We start from the raw sequence: 23,977 nt of genomic DNA, 5'->3' as shown, positions 1-23,977 counted from the left end.
TCGTGACCGCTCGTATTTTCCCTCTCGCTGCGCTTCTCCTCGCCGGTTGTACCGTCGGCCCCGATTACGCGCCGCCGCAGGCTGCGGTCGCGCCCGAATGGGCCGAAGGGGGCGTTCCCGGCGAAGTCGATCTGGAATGGTGGCGCGGGTTCGGCGATCCGCAGCTCACCGCGCTGATCGAGCGTGCCTTCGCCGATGGTCCGGATCTGGCCGAAGCGACCGCGCGCCTCGCCGAAGCGCGCGCCAACCGCGACGCGGCGGCGGGCGGCCGCTGGCCCGCCGTTAACGCCACCGGCTCCGCCACCGAGAACGTCCTGAGCGAGGAAGGCCAGTTGCCGGTTGGCCAGATCCCGGGCTTCGAGCGCGATTTCCCGCTGTTCGACCTAGGCTTCGACGCGAGCTGGGAAATCGACCTATGGGGCCGCCGCACGCGCGAGGTCGAGGCGGCCGCAGCGCGCGCGGACGCTGCGCTCGCCGGGCGGCGCGACGTCATGCTGACGCTCGCCGCCGAAGTCGCGCGCAACTATCTCGATCTGCGCGCCGCCCAGACGGATGCGGCGACGCTGCAGACTCTCGCGGAGACCGATGCCGAGGCCGAACGGCTGACCCGCCTGCGGGTCGAGGCGGGCGAGGACCCGCGCGACACGCTCGACCGCGCGGCCGCGGCAGCGCAGGCGAGCGAGGCAGCGGTCGCCGCGGCCCGTGCGCAGGCGACGGCGGCCGCCTATCGCATCGCGGTGCTCGTCGGCGCCCAGCCGGAGGATATGGCGCCGCTGCTCTCCCAGCCAGCCCCTCTGCCTCTCGGTCCCGAGGTCATCGCCGCCGGCATCCGCTCGGACCTGCTGACCCGCCGGCCGGATGTCCGCGCGGCCGAACGCCGCCTCGCGGCCGCCACCGCCGACATCGGCGTCGCGACCGCAGACCTCTTTCCCCGCCTCTCCCTGCTGGGCAGCATCGGTCAGCAGGCGCGGAGCGTGGACGACCTGTTCACGGGCGGAGCGACGCGGCTGCAGGTGGGCCCCAGCGTGTCCTGGCCGATCTTCGCCGGCGGCACGATCCGCGCCCGCATCCGCGCAGCCGACGCCCGGGCGGAAGCCGCCGCGGCAGTCTACGAGAAGGCGGTGTTGACCGCCCTCGCCGACAGCGAGACGGCGCTCAATCGCTTCGCCGCCGCACAAGCAATGGCGAACGCCCAGGCCGCCGCACTGGAGCGTCAGGAGAGCGCGCTGGCGCTCGCAAGGCTGCGCGCTGCGTCGGGCGAGACGGACCGTCTCACTCTGGCGCAAAGCCGCCGCGCGATGCTCAACCAGGCGCGGGCTGCCACCGATGCCCGGCGCGAGCGCGCACAGGCCGCGGTGACATTGTTCAAGGCGCTCGGCGGCGGGTGGCGGGATCCGCCAGCGAATTGACCTTGCAGTTCGCGGGGGGCCATCGGCCTAGAACCAGCTTCGGATGCCGAACAGCACGCTCCAGCCGCCCACGGCTTCTCCGTCCGCACGCCTGAAATCTGCGGTGTCGCCGAATGCACGTTCGTATTCGACGCCGACATAGGGCGCGAACTCGGGCACGAATTCGTAGCGCAGGCGCAGGCCGGCCTCCGCCGTCGAGAGACCGGAGCCGACACCGATTTCCGGCACGTCCTGCGCCGAGATCTCCAGTTCCACCGACGGTTGAAGGACGAGCTTCTGCGTAATGCGCTGGTCGTACTCCGCTTCGAAGCGGGCTGCGAGTTCGCCCTTGTCCGAGAAGAACATCGAGCCGCCGACTTCGAACCAGTAGGGGGCGAGGCCCTCGATGCCGAGCACCAGGTACGTTCGCTCGGGATCGGGCCGGAAGTCGTGGCGAAGGCCCGCCTGGAGATTGAACCAGGGATCGATCGCGCGGCTGTAGAGCGCCTGGACTTCGGCCTGCTCCGGACTCTCGCCGAACGCACCTTCGCCCTCACTTTTCAGCCAGAGCTTGTCGTAGTCGCCGCCGTACCAGGCCTGGACATCCCACGCGTATCCGTCGCTTCCGTCGCGGGCACGGTATTCGAGCTGGTCGGCAAGGAACGTTCCGGTGACGTAGCCGCCATGCTCCTCGATCAGCCTCGCCTGTCGTTTTCGTTCGAACAGCTCGGGGTCGAAGATTGTCGCGGCGGCGTGTTCCGGGCCGGAGAAGGCTTCGGCTGGCGGCGGCGCGACGGGCGGCGCGTTACCCGCTTCCGGCATGGCGTGGCCGACGTGGGGATCGGCCGATTGCTCGTGCGTCCTGTGCCCGGCATGCGGGTCGGGCGTGGGGGCGGCCGGAGCCATCGTGCAATGGCCCATTGCCGCGTGCTCCGGCGTGCAGCCCGAGCTTGCCGGGGCCGACGGGGGCGAGGGCTCGCTTCGATGGCCGGCGTGCTGGGCGAAGGCCGCTCCTGGGAAAACGAGCGCAGAAGCGCCGAGCGCGATCAGGAGCGGCCTCACGCACCCTCTCCTTCGTCGTCCATCGGCCGGACCTTGACCACGTTCATCATGCCGGCGTGCATGTGGTAGAGAAGGTGGCAGTGGAACGCCCAGTCCCCCGGCGCATCCGCCGTGAGATCGAAGCTCGCCTTGCCGCCGGGTATGACGTTCACCGTATGCTTGATCGGGTTACCGTACGGCATTCCGGTCACCAGCTCGAAGAAGTGGCCGTGAATGTGAATCGGATGGCTCATCATGCTGTTGTTGATGAGGTTGACCCGGACGCGTTCGTTCCGCGCGAAGCGGATCGGCTCGGCGCCTTCGTTGAGCTTCTTGCCGTCGAACGACCACATGAAGCGTTCCATGTTGCCGGTCAGATGGACGTCGACACTGCGGGTCGGTTGCCGCTTGTCGTGAAACGGCGTCAGCGGCGCGAGATCGTGATAGGTGAGCACACGGTGGGGCTCGTCTTCCAGGCCCAGCGGCCGATCGCCTGTGCGATCGACCGGCATCGGCGCGATCATGTCGACCCCGACCCCGACCTTGACGCTGGACGGAACGAGCGACTTGTCGCGCATGTCGTGGCTCATCGACCCGGCGCCATGATCCATGCCGGACATTGCCCCGTGGTTCATTCCGCCCATGCCCATGTCCTTCATGCCCAGCACCGGCTTGGGGCGGAGCGGCGGAGCCGGCGCCTGCATGCCCATACGCGGTGCCAGCGTCGCAAGGCCCAAGCCCGAGCGATCGATCGATTCCGCGATGAGTGCGAAAGCCCGGTCCTCGGCAGGGGTAACGATCGCGTCATAGGTCTCGGCGACCGAGATCTGGAACTCGTCGGTTTCCACCGGCTGCACGTTCTGCCCGTCCGCACTGACGATCGTCATCGGCAGGCCCGGAATCCGGATGTTGAAGATCGTCATTGCGGAGGCATTGATGAACCGCAGCCGCACCCGTTCGCCGGGGCGGAACAGGCCCGTCCAATTCTCCCGAGGGCCATGACCGTTGACGAGAAAGGTATAGGTGGCGCCGGTCACATCCGCGATGTCGGTGGGGTCCATCCGCATCTTGCCCCACATCGCCCGTTCCTCGAGCGGCATCGTACGCGCCAGATCGTCCTCGCCGCCGATCAGCCCTGCGAACGTCTGCCGCTGGCGATTGAAATAGCCGCCCTGCTGCTTGAGCTTTCCGAACAGTTCGTGCGGATGCAGGAACGTCCAGTCCGACAGGACGATCACGTGCTCGCGGTCGTAGGCGACAGGGTCGCTCTCTGCGGGATCGATCACGAGCGGGCCGTAATGACCGCTCTGCTCCTGCAATCCCGAGTGGCTGTGGTACCAGTAGGTGCCGTTCTGGACGATCGGAAACTCGTAGGTGAACGTCGTCCTGGGAAGAATCCCGGGGAAGCTGATGCCGGGCACCCCGTCCATGTGAAACGGCAGAATCAAGCCGTGCCAGTGGATCGACGTATCCTCGTCGAGCGTGTTCTCAACATGGATGCGGACGTTCTGCCCTTCGCGCAGCCGGATGAGCGGCGCCGGCAGCACACCGTTCAGTGTGATGGCGTGACCGGTGCGGCCTCCCACGGTGAAGGGGCTGTGCCCAACCGTGAGGCGGATGTCCTCGCCGGAAAGGGTCGGCATCTGCGGGGTAAGCCCGCGCGAGCCGGTCTGCGCCCAGGCAGGGAACAGGCCGGAGCAGCCAAGCCCGGCGGCCCCCACCGCGCCCGCGCGCAGCAGCGATCGGCGGTCGATCATCGGTGTCATCGTCATTTCCTCGGGCTCAGTGCGCGCTCGGCCGATACGGGCATGGCGATCGTCATCGCCATCACGGCAGTCATCGATGTCATGGATGGAACTCCGGGAGTGAGGTGGTGCCAGATCCTTCCGTTCATACGCAGGCGGGGCGACCAGCCCTCAACCGCGACCGCGCAAACCGCCAGTCAGAAATCCGCCGCGCGCTTGGCCGGGCCGAAACGGGCGACGAGGCTGTAGGCCGAGCCGACGAAATGCTGGCGCACCTGTGTGATCCCTTCCTCCCCGCGCCAGGTGCGCCGCTCGACGAAGAGGCAGGGCGCTCCGGCTGGCAACTGCAACTGCGCGGCCACGCCGGCGCTGGCCGCGACCGAGGCGATCCGCGTCTCGGCCTCGGTCCAGGGAACGTGCTTGAGAAGCCATGCGCCCGGCGAATCGTCGCTGAACGGCTGGGCGGCCATCTCCGGCACCGCCGAGAGGCTCACCAGCCGCGCCTCGCAGGCGAGCGGCACGTCATCGGCAAAATGGACGCCCTCAATCATCAGCAGCTCGCCATCTTCCGCCAGCCCGGCCTCGCGCGCTTGCGGCGTGCCCGGCGGCACGATCGTCCGTTCCGACAATTCGAAACGATAGCGCTGACCCCGCTGCACGATCTCCTGCTCCAGATCGGGAATGTCGAGCATCATCGAGTGGACTTTCGGACGAGCGACGAACGATCCCGCGCGCTTGCGCCGCTCGATCAGCCCTCCGTCGGCAAGTGCCGAGAGCGCCTTGCTCACGGTCATTCGCGAGCAGCCGTAATGCTGCATCAGGTCGTGTTCGGTCGGCAGCCGCGAGCCGGGCGTGCGTACGCCGGTCAGAATCTCCGCCTCGATCTCGCTGCGGATCTTCTCGTGCAGTGGCAGGCTCACGCGATCAGCGCCCCGATCGCCTTGCGGTAGCGGGCCGCGACCGCGTCGCGCGCAACATGCCGGCCGCCGCTGACGAGCTTGTCGCCGCGCCGCCACACACAATCGACAGCACCGCGGCCGGCCGCAAACAGGAACCCGTCGAGGATCGACGCGGCGGGCCGATCGGCAAGCGAAGGATGATCCGCATCGAGACTGACGAAGTCCGCGGCGTTCCCCGCTGCCAATCCAGCACGTGCGCCCAACGCCTGCGCACCACCTGCCAGCGCTGCATCGAATATCGCCTGCCCGGTGGAGCAGTCGGCGCCCGGCGCCATGACATTGCGCGAGCGCGCCGCCAGGCGCTGGCCATACTCGAGCCAGCGAAGCTCCTCCGCCATATCGATCAGCACGTTCGAATCCGACCCGATACCGATTCGCCCGCCAGCGGCCAGGAAAGCCGGAGCGGGGAACAGCCCGTCGCCCAGGTTGGCCTCGGTCACCGGACACAGGCCCGCGACGGCGCCGGTGGCCGCCAGGGCCGTCACCTCCGCCGGATCCATATGCGTCGCATGGATGAGGCACCAACGTGCATCGACTTCCACATTGTCGAGCAGCCATTCCACGGGCCGCCGGCCGCTCCACGCAAGGCAATCGTCCACCTCGCGCACTTGCTCCGCGATGTGGATATGGACAGGCGCGGACCCGCCCATTTCCTGCAGCAGCCGCAACTCTTCCGCAGTGACCGCGCGAAGGCTGTGCGGCGCAATGCCGACGACCGCATCGGGGAGCGCCGCTGCGGCTCCCCGAGCGGCTTCGAGCAGGCGCGCGAAGCTGTCGGGATCATGGACGAAGCGGCGCTGTCCCTCGTTCGCGGGAAGGCCGCCAAATCCGCCGTGAGCGTAGAACACCGGCAAATGCGTCAGCGCAATGCCGGTCTCGGCGGCCGCCGCGACGATGCCATGCGTCAGCTCCGCCGGGTCGGCATAGGGCGCTCCGGCCGGATCGTGGTGGAGATAGTGGAACTCGCCCACGCGGGCGAAGCCCGTTTCCAGCATTTCGACATAGGCGAGCGCGGCAATGGCCTGCAGCGCCTCGGCATCGATCCGGTCGACGAAGCGATACATGATCTCGCGCCAGGTCCAGAAGCTGTCGTCCCCCGCGCCGCGTGTCTCCGCCAGCCCGGCCATGCCGCGCTGGAAAGCATGGCTGTGGACATTGGGCATGCCGGGGATGCCGATCGCGTGACGCTCGTCGGCCGGAGCCGGATCGGCCGCGGCTTCGACTGCCGCGATAACCCCATCCTCGACGGCAAGGCGCACGTTCTCGGCCCAGCCGCCGGGCAGCAGGGCGCGGCCGAAATGTATCGTGTGCCGGCGTGCAGGGGGTGCGTCGTGGCTCATTCGCGTACCTCTCGAAGTCGTCAATTATGTCTATACATTATGGACGATCAATGCAATTTATTGCCGCGAAGGAGACTCGGGCAATGCGATGCGACAGGTTGTGGCGCAATGCACGGCTGGCCACGATGGCGGGGCCCGGCCTCGGGCTGGTGGAGGCCGGCCTCGTCGCTTCGTGCGACGGCACGATCGTTCATGTCGGAGCGGAGGAAGACGCGCCCTCGTTCGAACCCGATGAGACGATCGACTGCGAAGGCCGCTGGATCACGCCGGGCCTGATCGACTGCCACACGCATCTGGTTCACGGCGGAAACCGCGCGCGCGAATTCGAAATGCGGCTGGCGGGCGCGTCGTACGAGGAGATCGCCCGCGCAGGCGGCGGTATCGTCTCCACCATGCAGGCGACCCGCGCCGCCAGCGAGGACGAGCTCGTCGACAGCGCCCTCCCCCGCCTCGACGCCATGATCGCCGAGGGCGTGACCACGGTCGAGATCAAGTCGGGTTACGGCCTTAATACCGACAGCGAAATCCGCATGCTGCGCGCCGCACGCCGGCTGGGCGAAGTGCGCCCGGTACGCGTCGCCGCGACATTCCTGGGAGCTCACGCACTGCCGCCCGAACATGCCGATGATGCGGATGGGTATATCGCGCGGGTCGCCGATGAGATGATCCCTAAAATCGCGCGCCTGGGCCTTGCCGATGCCGTCGACGCCTTCTGCGAAGGGATCGGCTTCACGGCCGAGCAGACAGCCCGTGTGTTCGACGCTGCAGCCCGCGCGGGCCTGCGAGTGAAACTCCATGCAGAGCAGCTTTCGAACCAGCACGGCGCGGCGCTGGCGGCGCAGTACGGCGCGCTCTCCGCCGATCATCTCGAGCACCTCGACGAAGCTGGCGTCGCTGCGATGGCGCGCGCAGGGACGGTCGCGACCCTGCTTCCCGGTGCGTTCTATTTCATGCGCGAGACCCGCCTGCCGCCGGTCGACGCCTTGCGCGCGGCGGGGGTGAAGATCGCTCTCGCGACCGACTGCAATCCCGGCACCTCGCCGCTCACCTCGCCGCTGCTGGCGATGAACATGGGGGCGACGATGTTCCGCCTGACGGTCGAGGAATGTCTGCTCGGCATGACGCGTCACGCCGCCGCCGCGCTCGGCCTTTCGCACGAAGTCGGAACGCTCGACGCGGGAAAGCGCTGCGACCTCGCGATCTGGGACGTCGAGCATCCGGCCGAGCTTGTCTATCGCATGGGGTTCAATCCGCTTCATGCCCGCATCTGGAGTGGCCGATGGCCGATCTGATTCTCGTCCCGGGCGCGGTTTCGCTCGCCGACTGGCGCGCCATCTATCGCGGCGCCGCCCCCAAGCTCGATTCCGCCTGCGCGCCGCGCATTGCCGAAAGCGCCGCGGCGGTGGGGCGCATTCTCGCGCACGGCGATCCGGTCTACGGCATCAACACCGGCTTCGGGAAGCTGGCGAGCGTGCGCATCGGCGACAGCGATCTCGCGGCGCTCCAGCGCAATATCGTCCTCAGTCACGCCGCAGGCACTGGCGCGCCTTCGCCGGTGCCGGTGGTGCGGCTGATGATGGCGCTCAAGCTTGCGAGCCTCGCACAAGGCGCGTCGGGCGTGCGGCCCGAGACGGTGACGCTGCTCGAAACGATGCTCGTGAAGGGGCTGACGCCGGTGATCCCGTCGCAGGGCTCGGTCGGCGCAAGTGGCGATCTCGCGCCGCTCGCGCATATGGCCGCGGCGATGATCGGCGTGGGCGAGATCGCACTGGCGGGCGAGCGCCTGCCTGCCGTCGAAGCCCTCGCCCGCGCCGGGCTTGCCCCGCTGGAGCTTGCGGCGAAGGAAGGGCTGGCGCTGCTCAACGGCACGCAGTTCTCGACCGCCAATGCGCTCGCCGCGCTATTCGAGGCGGAGACGCTGTTCACCGCAGCGCTCGTTACCGGCGCGCTCTCCACAGAAGCGGCGAAAGGCTCCGACACTCCTTTCGATCGGCGTATTCACGAGCTGCGGCAGCATCGCGGACAGATCGAGGTCGCGGCCGCGCTGCGCGGCCTGATGGCCGGGTCCGCGATCCGCGCCAGCCATCTCGAAGGCGATACGCGCGTGCAGGACCCTTACTGCCTGCGCTGCCAGCCGCAGGTGATGGGCGCCGCGCTCGACCTGCTGCGCCAGGCCGCGGCGACGCTGGAGATCGAGGCCAATGGCGTCTCCGACAATCCGCTGATCTTCCCCGATTCCGACGAGGCGCTGTCGGGCGGCAATTTTCACGCCGAGCCGGTCGCCTTCGCTGCCGACATGATCGCGCTCGCGCTGTGCGAGATCGGCTCGATCGCCGAGCGGCGGATCGCGATGCTCGTCGATCCGACGCTGTCGGGCCTGCCCGCCTTCCTGACGCCGCAGCCCGGGCTCAACTCGGGCTTCATGATCCCACAGGTGACCGCCGCGGCGCTGGTCAGCGAGAACAAGCAGCGCGCCTATCCGGCGAGTGTAGATTCGATCCCCACTTCGGCCAATCAGGAGGATCACGTGTCGATGGCGGCACATGGCGCGCGGCGGCTTCTCGCGATGGCGGAGAATGCCAGCGCGGTGATCGGCATCGAGTTGCTCGCGGCGGCGCAGGGGTGCGATTTCCACGCCAGCCTGACCTCGTCCGACGCACTCGAGGCCGTGCGCGCCCTGCTGCGCGCGAAAGTGCCGATGCTCGACCACGACCGGCATTTCCACCCCGACATCGAAGCGGCCAACGCGCTGGTCCGGAGCGGCGCGGTGGCCGAGGCGGCGGGGCTGCCGCTGCCGGGGATCGCCTGATGGATTGGCTCAGCGTGCATCGCGGCGATGCGCCGCTGGTCGTCGCCTTTCCGCACGGCGGCACCGGACTGGCCGGGCTCGATGACACCTTCGTCTCGCCCTGGCGTGCGCGGCTCGACACCGACTGGTGGGTAGAGGACCTCTACGCCTTCGTGCGCGTCCTCGGGGCAACCACGGTGGCGACCAGCATCTCGCGCAGCGTGATCGACATGAACCGCGACCCGTCGGGCGCCTCGCTCTATCCAGGGCAGGCGACGACCGAGCTTTGTCCGACCACGACCTTCGACGGCGACCCGCTCTATCGCGACGGCGGCCCGGATGCGGCGGAGATCGAGCGACGCAAGCAAACCTTCTTCGAACCCTATCACGCGGCGCTGACCGCCGAGATCGAGCGGCTGGGCGCCTTGCACGGCCGCGTCGTTCTCTACGACGCTCACTCGATCCGCAGCCGTGTGCCGCGCCTGTTCTACGGCGAACTGCCGCAGTTCAACATCGGCACCAATGGCGGCACGACCTGCGCGAGCGAACTCGAAGCCGCCGTAACCGCGATCTGCGCATCGAGCGGCGAGAGCCATATCGTCAACGGCCGCTTCAAGGGCGGCTGGACAACGCGCCACTACGGCTGCCCCGAAGCCGGCGTCCATGCGATCCAGATGGAGCTCGCGATGCGCGGCTATATGGCCGAACCGCCCGCCCCTGATGAAACCAACTGGCCGAGCCCGCTCGACCCCGCGCCCGCGATCCTGCCGACGCTGCGGCAGGTGATCGCCGCCGCGCTCGACTTTGCGAAAGGACGACCATGACCCGCCCCGCTCCTTCGAGACACGACAACAGCCGCGTGATCAAGGCGCCGACCGGCGCCGAGCTGAACGCGAAGAGCTGGCTCACCGAAGCGCCGCTGCGGATGCTGATGAACAATCTCCACCCCGACGTCGCCGAGCGGCCCGAGGAGCTGGTCGTCTATGGCGGCATCGGCCGCGCCGCGCGCGACTGGGAGAGCTTCGACCGCATCGTCGAGACGCTGAAGCGGCTCGAGGACGACGAGACCCTGCTCGTCCAGTCGGGCAAGCCGGTCGGTGTCTTCCGCACCCATGCCGACGCGCCGCGCGTACTGATCGCGAACAGCAACCTCGTGCCGCACTGGGCGACCTGGGAGCATTTCAACGAGCTCGATCGGCGCGGGCTCGCCATGTACGGGCAGATGACCGCCGGCTCGTGGATCTACATCGGCACACAAGGGATCGTACAGGGCACCTACGAGACCTTCGTGGAGATGGGGCGCCAGCACCATGGCGGCGACCTGTCGGGCAAATGGCTGCTCACTGCCGGGCTCGGGGGCATGGGGGGCGCACAGCCGCTTGCGGCGGTAATGGCGGGCGCCTCGTGTCTCGCCATCGAATGCCAGCCGAGCCGGATCGAGATGCGCCTGCGCACCGGCTACCTCGACGTCGCTGCGCAGACCATCGAGGAGGCGATGGCGGTGATCGAAAAGAGCTGCGCCGAGAAGAAGCCCGTGTCGGTAGGCCTGCTCGGCAACGCCGCGGAAGTGCTCCCCGAGCTCTACCGCCGCGGTATCCGTCCCGACCTCCTGACCGACCAGACGAGTGCGCACGATCCGGTGAACGGCTACCTGCCGATCGGCTGGAGCGTCGCCGAGTGGATGGAGAAGCGCGAGAGCGATCCGGAAGGAGTCGCGAAAGCCGCCAAGATGTCGATGGCGGTCCATGTCCGCGCCATGCTCGATTTCCAGGCCGCGGGGGTGCCGACGACCGACTACGGCAACAACATCCGCCAGATGGCGAAGGACGAGGGGGTCGAGAACGCCTTCGACTTCCCCGGCTTCGTCCCCGCCTATATCCGTCCGCTCTTCTGCCGCGGCATCGGGCCTTTCCGCTGGGCCGCACTGTCGGGCGATCCGGAGGACATCTACAAGACCGACGCCAAGGTGAAGGAGCTGCTGCCGGGCCACGCACACCTCCACAACTGGCTCGACATGGCGCGCGAGAAGATCCACTTCCAGGGCCTCCCTGCGCGCATCTGCTGGGTCGGATTGGGCGATCGCCACCGGCTCGGTCTCGCCTTCAACGAGATGGTCGCGAACGGCGAGCTCAAGGCACCGGTCGTCATCGGCCGCGACCACCTGGACTCAGGCTCGGTCGCCAGCCCCAACCGCGAAACAGAGGCGATGAAGGACGGCAGCGACGCGGTCAGCGACTGGCCGCTGCTCAACGCGCTGCTCAACACCGCCAGCGGTGCGACCTGGGTGTCGCTCCATCACGGCGGCGGGGTCGGCATGGGCTATTCGCAGCACGCCGGCATGGTGATCGTCGCTGACGGCACCCCCGAAGCCGCCGCACGTCTCAAACGCGTCCTGTGGAACGATCCCGCGACCGGCGTGATGCGCCACGCCGACGCCGGCTATGACGTCGCTATCGCCTGCGCGGGCGAGAAAGGGCTCGACCTGCCCGGCATCACGGGCTGAGAAGGGCGGCTCTCACCCCCCGCCCAATACCGCGCGCAGCCGTTGGCGTGCGCGGTATAACCGCGTCTCCACCGTCTTGACGGTGACGCCGAGCGCATCGGCGGCCTCCTGCTGTGACATCTCCTCGGCGCCGCACAGCACGATGGCTTCGCGCAGTTTCGCCGGCAGTGCCGCCATCGCCGTCCGCACGCGCGACAACTCGTCCGCATCGATGGCATTCTGGTCGGGAGCGGGGATGTCGCCGGCGACGTGGCTCGCGCTTTCGAGCGGCAAGGCCGAGGAGAAGAAGGCGCGCACCTTGCGCCGGCGCGCCCAGTCGCGGCACTTATTGAGCGCGATCCGCGCGATCCACACGCGGAAGGGCCGCACTCCGTCGTAGCGGCCGATCGCCTGGAATGCCGCGACGAAGGTTTCCTGGGTGAGATCGAGCGCTTCCGCCTCGTCGCCGATAGTGCTGCGGATCAACCGGAAGACCGGCGCCTTGTAGCGGCGGAGGAACTCCCGATAGGCGGACTGATCGTAGGATTTCGCCAGCGCGGCAAGTTCCCGGTCGCTAAGCTGGTCTAATGCGCGGTTCACCGCGCGTCGGCGGTCAGCGCCTTGACCACGATGCCGTCGAACACTTTCGCCTGCTCGGGATCCAGCACGTCGCGCATGGCAAAGAGGTGCTGCAGCGTTTCCTTCTGCAAAGCCCCCATCACCTGATGCGAATGGTCGATCGCCGAGGTGACTTCGGGGCCATAGCCGTGTTCGGCCTGTATCGCCTTCGCGAGCCGCACGTTGGCCGCGCGCATTTCCTGCTCCAGCGCTTGATGGCGGGCGGCAAAGTCCGTCTCGATCTGCTCGAGCCGCGCCTGCTGCTCGGCCGTCAGCTCGAGCCGTTCGTGCAACTGGGCGTGAAGCTCGGTTTCGCTCGCCCGCGGTTGGTCGACGATCACCTGGCCGATAAACACGCCGGCCACCGCAGATACGAAGGCGACCAGTCCAACCACGAGCACCCGCTGAAACGATGTCATCCGCGCGGTTCCATCGGTGCACAACATGCAAGTGGACTGTCCGGCACCAGCGGACTGAGCGAACTGGCGGCAATGGCAGGCTCCGGCATCGCAGCGCTCGCGAAGATGCCCCCGCCGAGCGAGGCGAACGCCGCCAGCAACACCAGTCGCCGCGTGAGCGCCGCCTCTTGCCTCCGCGCCGAGAGCCGATCCAGGATCGGCTGGTCGATCATGTCGAGCTGCGCCGGCAGCTCAGCAGTGCTCAAGATACGAACACGTTCTTCCATCGCACCCTCGCCCTTGCCTCAGTGCCTATACGCGCTGGCCAGCATGTCCCCTCGGGATCGGCGCATTGGAATTATGCAGTCATAACACATCGCTCGTCTACTCGAGCGCCGATCTGTCGAGACTTCGTACCGGGAAAGGGCTCATACAGATGCCCGCAGAACGCTCTGGCATCTCAGGGACAGCCTGCTGGAGCGGGTGAAGGGAATCGAACTACTCCACTAAGTGCTTGACTGATGAGTTTATTTTTTCCGCCTTCCTGATGCTGTCCATCAAGAGGGCCATCATAATCAAAATGAAGATCGGTTCCGTTCTCGAACCCGGAATCGTTGCTGTCTGCGGCGGCTTGCGAATCACCAAAGTGATCGCCACGGACTGTCTTCATTCTTCGTATTCTGCGCGTCGATAGGCACATCGCCGCCAGCCAGTGGGCCACGCGGCGCACTATCGACATGGCACCGCTGTACGCGTCGCACTCATCAGCAACCTGGGCCGTCGCCTGAAGAATGTGCGAAAGATTCTGGACACTACGCGCCGCCGTTAGTTCCCGACAGCATAGTCATGGACTCCCAGCTCGGCTGCAATGGCCTGGCTGGTCAGCCCGTCCGCGCAGCGCAAGATGATACGGCATCGTTCGGGAAAATTCGGGTAACATGATGCTTGCGGACCTGGCCAATCAAATACCTGTGTTCTTCTGCGCGCAACATCAAAAAATCTGCCGAACGCCCCGGGACCCAGCCATAACTTCTTTGCCGCAATTTAGAACGATGAATCAACGACAGGATGTTACCTTTCAGATGACTAGAAACCAAGAATAATAATGCTGTGAACTCCCATTCTTCCTGTTGGCATGACTCTTCATCAGAACGCGTGCGAACGAGCAGTTTCGCAAAAATCCGCCACGCTAAAAGCAACCCTATCGGATCTGACAGTTGGCGGGGAGACGCCGGACCGAGATGATCTCCGGGAACAATTTGCCAGGAGGTTTCTTGTTCCCATGATCGAAGCAGTGACACTTCAAACGGCTCATCTGTTCGGTGACGCACTCGCCGATCAGCATCGTTTCCGATATCGGCAGTTCATACTTCGCTCAAGCTGGCCTGTCCCCCAGTTCGAGGGCATGGAATATGACCAGTTCGACACGCCCGCAGCGGTCTATCTGTTGTGGCGCGACAATGCGGCAAGAGTCCGTGGGATGGTGCGGCTCCTTCGTACTACCCAGCCTTACATGACCGACACGCTCTGGGCCGAGCTGGCGCCCGAGGAGGGATGTCCGCACTCCGATACAATCTGGGAGAACACACGTTTTGCGGTCGACCGCGACCTGCCCGCTCCGGTTCGCAGGACCGTGACGAGCGAGTTGATCCTTGCGTCGCTTGAATTCGGCTTGTCCTGCGGCGTTGAGCGCTATCTGGTGATCTCGCCTCTTTGGGTACTCCAGGGCGTCCTGGCGTCGGCAGGAATTCCGCATCGGATGCTGCAAAAGACGAATGCACTCGGGCCTCGGCCGGTGGCAAGCGCCTATGTGCCCGTAAGCGAACAAATACTAGCAACGGCACGCGACCGCGTCGGCATTCACCATAGTGTGCTCGTTGACAGTCACCTGATGGCTCGGGCTGCGTAACACCTCATGCAAGTCTGCAAGCACCAGTTGTCCATGATGCGCAGGATCGCCCAGGCTCTTCTTTATCTGCGTGGCGAAGCAAACGCCGCGGCGCTGCATGAGATCGCAGGCGCGATCGGAAAGGCCGAGCGTTCCGTCAGCCGGATCTATCGCCGGGCACCGCGTCTTGCGCCAGGAAACGGTGCGGCGCTCGCTGATAAACGCCGGCACGGCACGCCTGATGTGCACCCCCGCACCGTCTGCACCGGCACGGGGGTCGATCAAGGAGAGAGTAGGGGCAGCCCGCCAGGCGCCAACGTCTGGTCCAGCAAGCCCATTCATCTAACGCCCGACAATATTCAGCTTCGGACCAAAAAGGGAGAAGACACGTGAATGTTGCCGCAAGGAAGCCGGGTGAAAAACTTCCAGACAAGGCCGCTGTTGCCGGCAGGGAAGTCGCGGGGCCCTGGGCAGTGTCTTTAGCGGCAAGGTCCTGGAATGTGGTGGCATGGGCTGAGACCACGCCCTTCCGGCTGGCGGGCAACGCCGCTGAGCGCCCGGTTCATACGGTTGGCCTGACTTGGCCCAAAGGCGGCCCAACAGGCCACAGTAGTCAATACCATGGGCGTCGCAGACCCGTTCCAAGTTGAGAAGCAGACCCGTTCAAAGTCGAGAAACTGATCTCAAAAGGAGCCTTGCCATGCAGACGTTGGTTTACGCATCGGAGAAGGAAAAGATCAGGAACGATACGTCGCGTTTCCCGGTATACATCATTCCCGGTCAGGGTGATAATCCCGTGGGTGCATTGCAACCGCTTTACGAGGGTGGGGATCCTGCGCGCGCAATTATAGACGAGACGCTGGAAATCGTTAAGGCTGTCCTGCGCGATCATCACGACGGCGTCGACTCCCAGCTCGTTCGCGCCGTGCTGCTCGGCGAGGCGAGTAGCGGCCCGATCCCAATTGGCGTCCCACAGCTGTGCGCTTTCACGAACGCCGTCTGCCTGCACCGCATACTCAAAGGACTGGGCTTTTCCCCAGCTGCCATCATAGGCCAGAGCCTCGGCGAGATTGCTTCGCTGGTTTGCGCCGGTGTCTGGAGCATCAGCGACGGCGTTCGTGCGGTGCTTGCCATGAACACGGCATTTCGCCCTTTCGAGGGGCAAGGCGGGATGGTGGTCTTGATGGCAACAGAAGCTGATACACTGAAGCTTCTTGATGCGATCGCGAATGACGACCTCGTGCTGGCCTGCGTGAACGCGCCGCGACAAACCGTCGTCAGCGGCTCCAACGCCGCGCTTGATGAACTGATTGAATCTGCCATCCGCCATCGCCTTAAGGCGCACCCCCTGGCAATACCCTACCCTGCGCATCACCCGGCGTTGCAATCCGCCGCGGACGCCTTCCACGATACGGTCCTGCTGTTCCCACAGCGAGATTTTCAGGTTCCCGTCTACTCAGCGGTCTCACGCCGGCGCTACACCGCATCGGACAATCTAGCCCGTTCGCTCGCCGACAGCTTCACAAAGCCGTACCACATGCCCGCAACGCTGGAGAACAGCGGCATCGGACAAAATGCGTTTTTCGTCGACCTGAGCCTGACGGGCATGATGAGCCGCCGCATTCGCGCCGTCTGGCGAGAGGCGAATGTTATGGTGCCGCGGCGCGTCATCAACCGAATTTGATCTGAGAGGTCTGCCAGATGCACACTCACGCGGCGGGTAACATGCGCGGTTCGATGTTGGGCGGCCTTCTGAGCGGACACGGGCTGCGTGCCGGAAAGTGCCGAAACCGGATCCCCGAAACTAGCAATCGAATCATCATGTCTGGAATTGCCACGGCCGGCCGCATCGCTGCGCCGGAGGACCCGCGCCATCCGCGCCAGACCAAAGGGCAGGGCTGTTCCGGGGCTGTTTTTGCCACCCCACTGCCCTCCCTCAGCAAGGGCAGAGAAGACCCTTGAGATCATCGAAAGCAGCGCAGGCCGGCTGCGCCAGTCAGTCGGAGCCAACGCGGTGCCGCTTCCTGCTTAGCGTGCGGGGACGACAGATGAATCCCGGGTCGATTTGTTCGCAATGGATGACGAGGGTTGGCACGGACAGGTTGAGGGTACCTTTGGCATGGACATCCGCCCGCGACAGTAATCCGCAGAATCCCTGACGCACAAACGCGCCGTTCTTGCGCGTTTGTCCCTCCTTCCAGCGAACATGATGCTGCTTCCGATGGGCTGGAGCACAGCGGGCATCATGAGTCGCTGCAGTCGCGCCCTATGGCGAGACGCCAATATGCTTGTGCCAGCGTGTGGCACGCACACCGCTTCGACTTGGACGGAGGTTCCAATGAATTACGATCAAAGCACGGATCTCACAGCCGATCACGTGCCCGAGCCGATTAATTCAGACGCACCTGCAATGGTAGAACTCCGGCGCGTCCTCTCCGGCTTGACGGCGGGCGAGCATCAACAGCTGATGATCCAACTATTGTCCGAACCCGAATTTCAAAAACCGCATGGGCTGCCGGCACTCGACAACCACCGCTCGGTCTACAGGCGTCTCGTAGCGTTGGCCAGCCGCGTTCCGGCCGGCGCCGGCGACCTGACTGATCCGTCCCTGATCACGGCGATTGCCGAGTTGACGGCAGTGAATGACCCGTCACTGTGCGTCGCCGCGCTGATCCATTACGGCCTGGCCATCGGTTCACTCCTCGAACTCGGCAAGGGCAACGCGCGCGCGTTGCGCTACGCCCAGGAACTGGCTGCCGGGCGCCTGCTTGGCGCGTTCATGATTAGCGAGCTGGGCGGCGGCAATAGCCAGTTGGCAACGCGTACAGAGGCCCGCTTCGACCCTGAAATGCGGGAGTTCGTCCTTAACACGCCAGACGACGGCGCGCTGAAAGTCGGCAACGTCAGCATCAACCATCTCGACAATATGGGCATCCTCTGTGCACGCCTGATCGTTGCAGATGTCGACTGCGGCGTGTTCTCGTTTGCAGTGGATCTGTCGACGCCGCATGGACCTCTGCCTGGGGTGCGTCTCTCAAAGCCCATGGAAATGCCGCTGGTGCCGTTCGACTACGGCCTTGTTGGTTTCAAAGATGTGAGGATTCCGTTCGACGCATGGCTCGCGGACGGCGCGACCATCGACGCCTCCGCTCGGTTTCACGATTCACTGGGGGACACGACCGAACGGTTGGCACGTACCCTCACAGCCGCCCAAAACATTTGGGGACCGGGCTCCATCGGCCTTGCCGCCGCAGCGCGTGCCAGTGCAGCGCAGGCGCTGCATTTCTCGGCCCGCCGCACGAGCAGGGCGCGCGTCGGGCGGGAAGTTCCGTTGCTGTTCTTCAGCACCCAGCGCCGGGCGCTCTTTCGCTCGCTTGCAGCTTCCTACGTCATCAGCTGTCTGGCAAATGACGGCGGCCGCGAATGGGCCGATACCCTGCGTCATCGGCTGCAGTCGGATAAGAGTACGACGCCGATGATGTGGGCGCCATGGAGCGCAACAAACCGCAAGCTTGCCCTCGTGAAGGCCCTAACCGCGTGGACGACCGAGGAGGTCGCAACCCAATCGCGGCAGCATTGCGGTGTTGCGGGCGTGCTGCTGGTCAACCGCTTCCTCGACTATCTGGGCCTGGGCCAGGTATTTAACGACGCCTCCGGCAACAACTATCTCATCCTGCTGGACACGGCGCGGTTTCTTGCCTCCGGCGCCATTCAGCCGACCCGGTCGCGGGCAATCGGGCACGCGTGGTCTGAAGCGGGTGCAGCCATCGACGCCTTGCGCCAACGCGAGCACAGGCTGATCAACACGCTTGCCGCCGGTGTTAAGGAGCGAACGGATCAGGGCTTGGAGTCGCTCGATGTCTGGAATCCGCTGCTTCCATTAGCGCGGGACGCGGCTGAAGCGCATGGCATCAACCTTGCAGTCGATGCCGCAATCGCGGCGGCTGACTCGACCAGCAATGGCATCGTACAGGACATACTGCGCGACCTGACTTCACTGTTCGTGTTCGACCGTGCGCATCGTCATGCCGCATCGCTGATCAGTGAAGGGCTGATCGACGCGAGACAATATCCGTTGCTGGATACGGCGATCGACCGGCTGTGCGAGCAATTGATCCCGCACGTGGACACTTTGATCGGCGCGTTTGGCTATCCCCAATCAATCATCCAGTCGCCGGTCGCGGATTCAACGCAAACATATGCAACGGCGCTGGCACGCAAACTCGATGTGCCGGGTGCCGGGGCAAGTACATCTACGGAGCGCTGATTATCCTACACTCCCCAACGCGATGGCCCTGCATTTGTTGCAGGGCCATCGTATCTGCTCGATTTTGCCAACCCCGCGACCAGCGCCTGGCGCAAGCCGTGAAGGACAAAGCAGCGGCAACCGACCGCAAGACGCCGCCGGATCACTGCCAGCAAGGATACCGGTCAGAGCCGTGCCAGCCGGTGATCAGGCAAGATCCAGCGCTACAGCATGCCGCAAGCGTATGCGGTCTCGAGAGTTCCCGACGGTGTCGATAGAGGCGCGCTGGCTTGCCGATACGTGGCGATTGCCGGGAAAGTAGAGACAAAGCCCCGGGATTGGCGGGCACCAGTCCTCCAGCACTGTCGCGAGGCGCCCGTCACGCTGGGCGGCGTGTGCGTAGATGTCCGGCACGTAGGCGATGCCTAAGCCTGCGATTGCGGCTTCGACCATCAATTGATTGAGGTCGAGCGTCAGCGCCCGGGGGACGTCGAACTCCACAACCTGTCCTCGCTTGCTGAACTGCCAGCGGTAACGCTGGCCGCTCGGCAGACTTTGGCGGATGCACCGATGGCGGAAAAGCGCGTCGGGCACTTCCAGTGCGGGATGGGCGGCGAGGCAATCGGGCGATGCTTACCGCGAGGAAGCGCAGATCAGGGCCAAGGGCACCGTCCTTGTGCACGACTTCGCCAAGCCGGACGCCCGAATCGAAGCCTTGCTCGACGATGTCCGCTAGGCCCCTCTCGGCCGGACCTGGCCAATCAATAACTGCATTCTTCCTCGCTCGACGTGAAGAAATCTGTCGACGGAGCCGGTACCCGGCCATCACCTCTCTGCCGCTGTTTAGAACGAGGAAACAACGACAGGAAGTTCACTTCCAGATGACTGGCAATCAAGAATAATGCTGCTGTGAACTCCCATTTTTCCTGTTGGCATGACTCTTCATCAGAACGCGCGCCAACGAGCAGTTTCACAAAAATCCGCTACGCCAAAGCAGCCCTATCGGATCTGACAGTTGGCGGGGAGACGCCGGACCGAGATGATCTGCGGGAACGATTAGCCAGGAGGTTCTTGTTCCCATGATCGAGGCGATGACCCTTCAAACGGCGCATCTGTTCGGTGACGCACTCGCCGAGTTGAGCGCACTTGCTCGCCGTCGCGGGGTAAAGGCCTATAAGCTGCCCATCCCATACGCCGCCCATCATCCGGCGCTGCAGTCCGCACCGGACACATTCAGTGATTCGGTCGCGCTCTTGCCAGGTCGGAACTTTCAGGCGCCCGTCTATTCTGCGGTCTCCCGCCGCCGTTACACGGAGGCGGATAATCTAGCCCGTCTGCTGGCCGGTTGCTTCAAAAAAGCCATACCACATGCCCGAGGCTCTGCGAGAGAGCAGTAGTTCAGAAGCGATTTACTTTGTCTTGAGCATTACAGGTGCGATGCGGAGCAGCTCTCGATTAATATTGCCGAAGACTAATGCACTTTTATCGACACACACTGTTCCCAACATTTTCACTTAACAAGGATGTGGAATCATGATTACTCCTGAGATGTTCGACCGAGCCCACATTGACGATATCGAAGAGGTCGAGGCTGCGCCCGGCATCTTCATCAAGATGCTGCACGGCACGGACGAGGGCGTGATGGTTCGCCTGATTCGGTTCGCTCCGGGCGCAGTCCTCCCCATGGAGGACACTCACGACCTTGGCCTGGAAATCGTCTACGTGCTCGAAGGCACTTTCGCCGATAATGCGGGAAGCTATCCCGCAGGTTCGATTCTGTACGGCAAGAAGGGCTCTTCGCACATCCCGGCAAGCCCCGAAGGGTGCACAGTCTTCTCCATCAATTTTGTGGACTTGCTGCCATGAACGCGGACAGCATCATCGAGTTCTTACGCTGGTACGCGGGCGAACGACTCGACTCGCGCCTCATCGACGAACACCGGCGGCCACCCGCCTCACTGCCAGCCGACCTGGCTTCCGGGGGACTGCTCGGCCTGAGGGTCGGCGTGGAGCACGGCGGTCAGGACCTGTCGGCGCGCGACACTGCGCGCGTCCTGGAGCAGCTCGGAGCAATCGACGGCAATGTGTCGCTGCTGGCGACCGTGCACAACGCGGTGGGAGTCGACCCCATCCTCGCTTTCGCCGACCAGGGCACCAAGGACAAGGTGCTTCCTGTCTTAGCCTCCACGGGCGCGCTGGCGGGCGTGGCGGCGACCGAGCCGGAGGTCGGCACAAACTTTCAGGCGATGACGTCGCGGGCGGTGCGCGATGGATCCGGTTACGTCATAAACGGCACCAAGTCGATGATTTCACTGGGCGGCTGGGCCAAGTACATCAACCTCACGGTGCGCCTTGACGACAGCCTGACAACCTTCCTGGTGCCGACCCGAACTCCGGGGTGGGTGCCTGTCTCCGAGGCCCTCACGGTGGGAATGAGGGCTCTGCCGCAGCATCACATCGAGATGCGCGACATGCGGCTCGACGCCGATGCTGTCCTCGGCGGGGTCGGCAATGGCGCGGCTGTTGCGACGCACGCTTTCCAGACTGGCCGCTGGATGCTCGCTGCTGGAATCGTCGGAACGATGAAACGGTGCCTCCAGCTCGCCACACGTTACGTATCGCGTCGTACCGTGGCGACCGGCCCATTGTTGAGCAATGGCCGGATCGAGCAGATCCTGAGTGATTGCGTCGCTTCCGTCGAGGCTGTTGATGCGGTAACACGCTTGATCTATGATGGCCTTGACGAGGGGCGCGTCGTTGATCCCACGTACTATACAGTATGCAAAATCGTCAGCGGCGAGCTGTCGTGGAGCGTTATCGACACTTGCGTGCAGCTCATGGGGTGGCGCGGCTTCCTTGACTCGAACCCCGTCACGCAGAACTTTAGGGATTTCCGAGTTCTTAGGGTCTTCGAGGGTTCCACGGATGGAATCTCCGGCTACCTCGGACGTTCAGTGCTGAAGAACCCACGAAAACTGCACGCCCTCCTAACGGAGGACTTTTCGGATGCAGATTTTCTTGTACCCCTCTGGTCAGTTCTTGAGGAAGCGTCTGCAACATTCCCGTCACTTTCGCCGCAGCATCAGCACCGTCTCGCCGCCCGTACGGCCAATGCCGTGGCGTGGGCGGTGACCGCAGCAACACTCCGGAAGGAAGGCGGCGAAGTTCGCGCTCACGCCTTCGAATGGGCCACGCGTAGCCTCTCGGGTGCAGTGCATGCCTTGCAGCAATCGCACCCCCAGGACGCTAGCGTGGTCGCCTCGGCGAAGCTCTCGGAGCACATCGGTTCCTACGAGGATCAGATCGGCGACATTGAGCAGACGTACGGTGGTGAGATACACACGCTCGATCCGCTCTTGCGGCGCACCTTGTAGGAGTCTTCGTGGTATCCCTTCTGGGCTGCAGCTCGACATCTGGCGACGCCTTGATCTCGGCTTGCCGAATACGCCCCGTCGAGCGGCTGCTGGCCGGCTGGAGCGAGGCCCCGGAGCCGGCAAGGCTCGCCGCCCGCAGTGCCTGCCGCGACCCGGCGCCTCGCGGCGCTCGAGGGCCATAAGGCGGCGCAGCCCGCCGCAACGACCGGAGCCTGAACCGGAGGACAGTCCAATAGCCAAGAACCGGAAGATCGTCATCACCTGCACCGTCACCGGAGCGAGCCACACCCGGTCGATGTCCCCACACCTGCCGGTGACCGCCGCAGAGATCGCCGAGGCGGCGATCTCTGCGGCCCAGGCCGGGGTCGCCATGGTCCATTTGCACGCCCGCGACGCGAAGAGCGGTAAGCCCGACCAGGCCCCGCAGACCTTCGAGCCCTTCTTCAAGGTGATCAAGCAGCGCTCGAACTGCGTCGTCAACCTGACCTGACACTACATCGCGCCGGGCGGACCCATGCAGAATTCCTTTGGCGAAAGCTTCAATGTCCGCCTGCAGGACGAATGTCTCAACGAAAGCTGGTTTATCTCGCTCACCCATGCCCGCAGCGTCCTTGCCCGGTGGTAGTACGATATGGCACCGTCGGGCCACGCTCAGGGTCTGGAGAAAGGCAGAGACTCCTCCACCTCAACGGCAACAATCAGCGGGCAGGTCACTGACGGCCGGCTGACACGCCGACCTCAAGTTCATCAGAGCGAGATAAGGCCGAGCGTAATCGCTTTGACGACCCCGAGCATCCGCCCGTGGCTGTCCAGCTTGGCGCAGGCATTTTTGATGTGAAAGTTCACAGTGCTTTCGCTGATCCCGAGCAGCACACCAATCTCCCAGGCGCTCTTGCCCCGTGCGGTCCACGACAGGCAATCCTCTTCGCGCGCCGAAAGTTTGACAGTGGGCTTCGAGTTCTCTGAAAGCATGGCGTAACGTTCTACGAACTGGGTGGAGATCAGGCCGAGCAGCGGTCGGTAACGCCGGGAGGTGTCAGCCGACTGCGCTGCGAAGCTGGCCACAAAGGTCGTACCATCTGCCATGTGGATCGGGACCGTCACCCCTCCGGTGACCCCAAAGTCGCGCAGGTCATCAAACAGCCGCCGGCGCTGCGTGTCGAGGTCGCCGAACTGTTCCCAGGCATAGGGCATGCTGCGCTTGGTAATGGAGTCGATTGTGGGGTCGATATCGATATAGCGGTTGGAGAGGTAGTGCTCCCGCCAGGTGTCGGGATAATGGACCGCAATGATGCCCTGATCGCGGCGCCCAAGCGGCCGGAAACGGCCGAGGGCATAATGGAAGTCGCCTACGGCGCTAACAGCCGCCTGAAATCTATTACACAGTTGCTCAGCACTCCCGGCCGCACCGAATGTTTCCGCTATTTCCAGCAAACGATCCGAAACGGCAGCGAAAGTCATGGTTTCTGGCTCCCAAGTGCTGCGCCCAATACACAACCGCTCAATGCGCCTGCAAAAGTCGCGGCACCCTCAACGCAGCGCTGCGGCCGGAAGAAGCCCGTCCATCTCCCGGGCGACCGCCGAGGTGATATCCATCTCGTTGTTCCAGCCGTAGGAGTTGTCCCGCTCCATCACGACGCTGCAGGCGCTGCGGCTGACGACACGGCCCAGCGCGGTGCCGAGCGCCTGATCGATCTGCTGCTGGCCGCG

Annotated in this window: 23 protein-coding genes and 2 pseudogenes; 14 read left to right on the top strand and 11 right to left on the bottom strand. The window is 64.8% G+C overall.

The window, feature by feature from the left end:
- Positions 1 to 2 precede the first annotated feature (2 nt).
- Complete coding sequence (locus AC3A5N_RS15645; protein WP_487738248.1) at positions 3 to 1,409, top strand: efflux transporter outer membrane subunit; 1,407 nt, start codon at positions 3 to 5, stop codon at positions 1,407 to 1,409.
- A 27-nt stretch (positions 1,410 to 1,436) separates the two neighbouring features.
- Here AC3A5N_RS15645 and AC3A5N_RS15640 read toward each other — a convergent pair whose 3' ends face one another.
- The 4 genes from AC3A5N_RS15640 to AC3A5N_RS15625 form a co-directional block, all read right to left on the bottom strand.
- A complete protein-coding gene (locus tag AC3A5N_RS15640) occupies positions 1,437 to 2,450 on the bottom strand; it encodes a copper resistance protein B (RefSeq protein ID WP_487738247.1) in 1,014 nt (337 codons plus the stop codon).
- The gene (locus tag AC3A5N_RS15635; protein ID WP_487738246.1) at positions 2,447 to 4,201 is read right to left on the bottom strand and encodes a copper resistance system multicopper oxidase; all 1,755 of its coding nucleotides are present in this window, start codon (positions 4,199 to 4,201) and stop codon (positions 2,447 to 2,449) included. The genes AC3A5N_RS15640 and AC3A5N_RS15635 overlap by 4 nt, the downstream gene beginning before the upstream one ends.
- Before the next feature lie 170 nt (positions 4,202 to 4,371).
- Positions 4,372 to 5,094 carry a histidine utilization transcriptional repressor HutC gene (hutC, locus tag AC3A5N_RS15630; protein ID WP_487738245.1) on the bottom strand — a complete coding sequence of 241 codons (723 nt, stop codon included), beginning with the start codon at positions 5,092 to 5,094 and terminating at the stop codon, positions 4,372 to 4,374.
- Positions 5,091 to 6,473: a formimidoylglutamate deiminase gene (locus AC3A5N_RS15625; protein WP_487738244.1), complete on the bottom strand. Its 1,383-nt coding sequence runs from the start codon at positions 6,471 to 6,473 to the stop codon at positions 5,091 to 5,093. The genes hutC and AC3A5N_RS15625 overlap by 4 nt, the downstream gene beginning before the upstream one ends.
- A gap of 83 nt (positions 6,474 to 6,556) precedes the next feature.
- Between AC3A5N_RS15625 and hutI the strand changes: the two genes are divergently transcribed.
- The 4 genes from hutI to hutU are packed head-to-tail and all read left to right on the top strand — an operon-like array spanning position 6,557 to position 11,764.
- Positions 6,557 to 7,765: an imidazolonepropionase gene (hutI, locus tag AC3A5N_RS15620; RefSeq protein ID WP_487738243.1), complete on the top strand. Its 1,209-nt coding sequence runs from the start codon at positions 6,557 to 6,559 to the stop codon at positions 7,763 to 7,765.
- Positions 7,753 to 9,282 carry a histidine ammonia-lyase gene (gene hutH, locus AC3A5N_RS15615; protein ID WP_487738242.1) on the top strand — a complete coding sequence of 510 codons (1,530 nt, stop codon included), beginning with the start codon at positions 7,753 to 7,755 and terminating at the stop codon, positions 9,280 to 9,282. Before hutI ends, hutH begins: the two co-directional genes overlap by 13 nt.
- Entirely contained in the window at positions 9,282 to 10,085 is an 804-nt protein-coding gene (gene hutG, locus AC3A5N_RS15610) for an N-formylglutamate deformylase (protein ID WP_487738241.1), read from the top strand. The genes hutH and hutG overlap by 1 nt, the downstream gene beginning before the upstream one ends.
- On the top strand, positions 10,082 to 11,764 hold the full coding sequence (gene hutU / locus AC3A5N_RS15605; RefSeq protein WP_487738240.1) for a urocanate hydratase: 1,683 nt from the start codon (positions 10,082 to 10,084) through the stop codon (positions 11,762 to 11,764). Before hutG ends, hutU begins: the two co-directional genes overlap by 4 nt.
- A gap of 12 nt (positions 11,765 to 11,776) precedes the next feature.
- On the opposite strand, the gene AC3A5N_RS15600 is transcribed toward hutU, so the two are convergent.
- From AC3A5N_RS15600 to AC3A5N_RS15590, 3 genes are read right to left on the bottom strand one after another with little or no spacing between them, the layout of a single operon-like run.
- Positions 11,777 to 12,343, bottom strand: coding sequence for an RNA polymerase sigma factor (locus AC3A5N_RS15600; RefSeq protein WP_487738239.1), 567 nt, complete (start codon positions 12,341 to 12,343; stop codon positions 11,777 to 11,779).
- Positions 12,340 to 12,780: a periplasmic heavy metal sensor gene (locus AC3A5N_RS15595; protein ID WP_487738238.1), complete on the bottom strand. Its 441-nt coding sequence runs from the start codon at positions 12,778 to 12,780 to the stop codon at positions 12,340 to 12,342. The genes AC3A5N_RS15600 and AC3A5N_RS15595 overlap by 4 nt, the downstream gene beginning before the upstream one ends.
- A complete protein-coding gene (locus AC3A5N_RS15590; RefSeq protein WP_487738237.1) occupies positions 12,777 to 13,025 on the bottom strand; it encodes a hypothetical protein in 249 nt (82 codons plus the stop codon). The genes AC3A5N_RS15595 and AC3A5N_RS15590 overlap by 4 nt, the downstream gene beginning before the upstream one ends.
- Positions 13,026 to 14,041: 1,016 nt before the next feature.
- Here AC3A5N_RS15590 and AC3A5N_RS15585 point away from each other — a divergent pair.
- The 4 genes from AC3A5N_RS15585 (at position 14,042) to AC3A5N_RS15570 (ending at position 18,914) form a co-directional block, all read left to right on the top strand.
- Complete coding sequence (locus tag AC3A5N_RS15585; protein WP_487738236.1) at positions 14,042 to 14,668, top strand: acyl-homoserine-lactone synthase; 627 nt, start codon at positions 14,042 to 14,044, stop codon at positions 14,666 to 14,668.
- A gap of 6 nt (positions 14,669 to 14,674) precedes the next feature.
- Positions 14,675 to 15,040: a hypothetical protein gene (locus AC3A5N_RS15580; protein ID WP_487738235.1), complete on the top strand. Its 366-nt coding sequence runs from the start codon at positions 14,675 to 14,677 to the stop codon at positions 15,038 to 15,040.
- A 307-nt stretch (positions 15,041 to 15,347) separates the two neighbouring features.
- Positions 15,348 to 16,331, top strand: a complete 984-nt coding sequence (locus AC3A5N_RS15575) for an ACP S-malonyltransferase (protein ID WP_487738234.1) — start codon at positions 15,348 to 15,350, stop codon at positions 16,329 to 16,331.
- A 654-nt stretch (positions 16,332 to 16,985) separates the two neighbouring features.
- Positions 16,986 to 18,914: an acyl-CoA dehydrogenase gene (locus AC3A5N_RS15570; RefSeq protein ID WP_487738233.1), complete on the top strand. Its 1,929-nt coding sequence runs from the start codon at positions 16,986 to 16,988 to the stop codon at positions 18,912 to 18,914.
- Positions 18,915 to 19,100: 186 nt separating this feature from the next.
- On the opposite strand, the pseudogene AC3A5N_RS15565 reads toward AC3A5N_RS15570, so the two are convergent.
- Both AC3A5N_RS15565 and AC3A5N_RS15560 read right to left on the bottom strand, forming a co-directional pair.
- Positions 19,101 to 19,514: pseudogene (locus AC3A5N_RS15565) on the bottom strand (LysR substrate-binding domain-containing protein); the annotation flags it as partial.
- 140 nt (positions 19,515 to 19,654) lie between these two features.
- Complete coding sequence (locus AC3A5N_RS15560) at positions 19,655 to 19,867, bottom strand: hypothetical protein (protein ID WP_487738232.1); 213 nt, start codon at positions 19,865 to 19,867, stop codon at positions 19,655 to 19,657.
- Between the two features lie 105 nt (positions 19,868 to 19,972).
- Here AC3A5N_RS15560 and AC3A5N_RS15555 point away from each other — a divergent pair, with 105 nt between their 5' ends.
- The 5 genes and pseudogenes from AC3A5N_RS15555 to AC3A5N_RS15535 all read left to right on the top strand — a co-directional run.
- The gene (locus AC3A5N_RS15555) at positions 19,973 to 20,290 is read left to right on the top strand and encodes a hypothetical protein (RefSeq protein WP_487738231.1); all 318 of its coding nucleotides are present in this window, start codon (positions 19,973 to 19,975) and stop codon (positions 20,288 to 20,290) included.
- A gap of 136 nt (positions 20,291 to 20,426) precedes the next feature.
- Entirely contained in the window at positions 20,427 to 20,759 is a 333-nt protein-coding gene (locus tag AC3A5N_RS15550) for a cupin domain-containing protein (RefSeq protein WP_487738230.1), read from the top strand.
- Entirely contained in the window at positions 20,756 to 22,267 is a 1,512-nt protein-coding gene (locus tag AC3A5N_RS15545) for an acyl-CoA dehydrogenase family protein (RefSeq protein WP_487738229.1), read from the top strand. Before AC3A5N_RS15550 ends, AC3A5N_RS15545 begins: the two co-directional genes overlap by 4 nt.
- 295 nt (positions 22,268 to 22,562) lie before the next feature.
- The gene (locus tag AC3A5N_RS15540; RefSeq protein WP_487738228.1) at positions 22,563 to 22,757 is read left to right on the top strand and encodes a 3-keto-5-aminohexanoate cleavage protein; all 195 of its coding nucleotides are present in this window, start codon (positions 22,563 to 22,565) and stop codon (positions 22,755 to 22,757) included.
- Positions 22,758 to 22,889: pseudogene (locus AC3A5N_RS15535) on the top strand (integrase core domain-containing protein); the annotation flags it as partial. It abuts the gene before it with no gap.
- Between the two features lie 125 nt (positions 22,890 to 23,014).
- Here AC3A5N_RS15535 and AC3A5N_RS15530 read toward each other — a convergent pair.
- Together AC3A5N_RS15530 and AC3A5N_RS15525 are read right to left on the bottom strand one after the other, a co-directional pair.
- Positions 23,015 to 23,728, bottom strand: a complete 714-nt coding sequence (locus AC3A5N_RS15530; protein WP_487738227.1) for a helix-turn-helix transcriptional regulator — start codon at positions 23,726 to 23,728, stop codon at positions 23,015 to 23,017.
- A 69-nt stretch (positions 23,729 to 23,797) separates the two neighbouring features.
- Positions 23,798 to 23,977: hypothetical protein (locus AC3A5N_RS15525; protein WP_487738226.1), on the bottom strand; the 180-nt coding region annotated here is incomplete at its 5' end.

This window comes from Pelagerythrobacter sp. Soil_C_18 (genome assembly GCF_057657235.1).
This window is presented reverse-complemented; position numbering and strand designations above follow the sequence as displayed.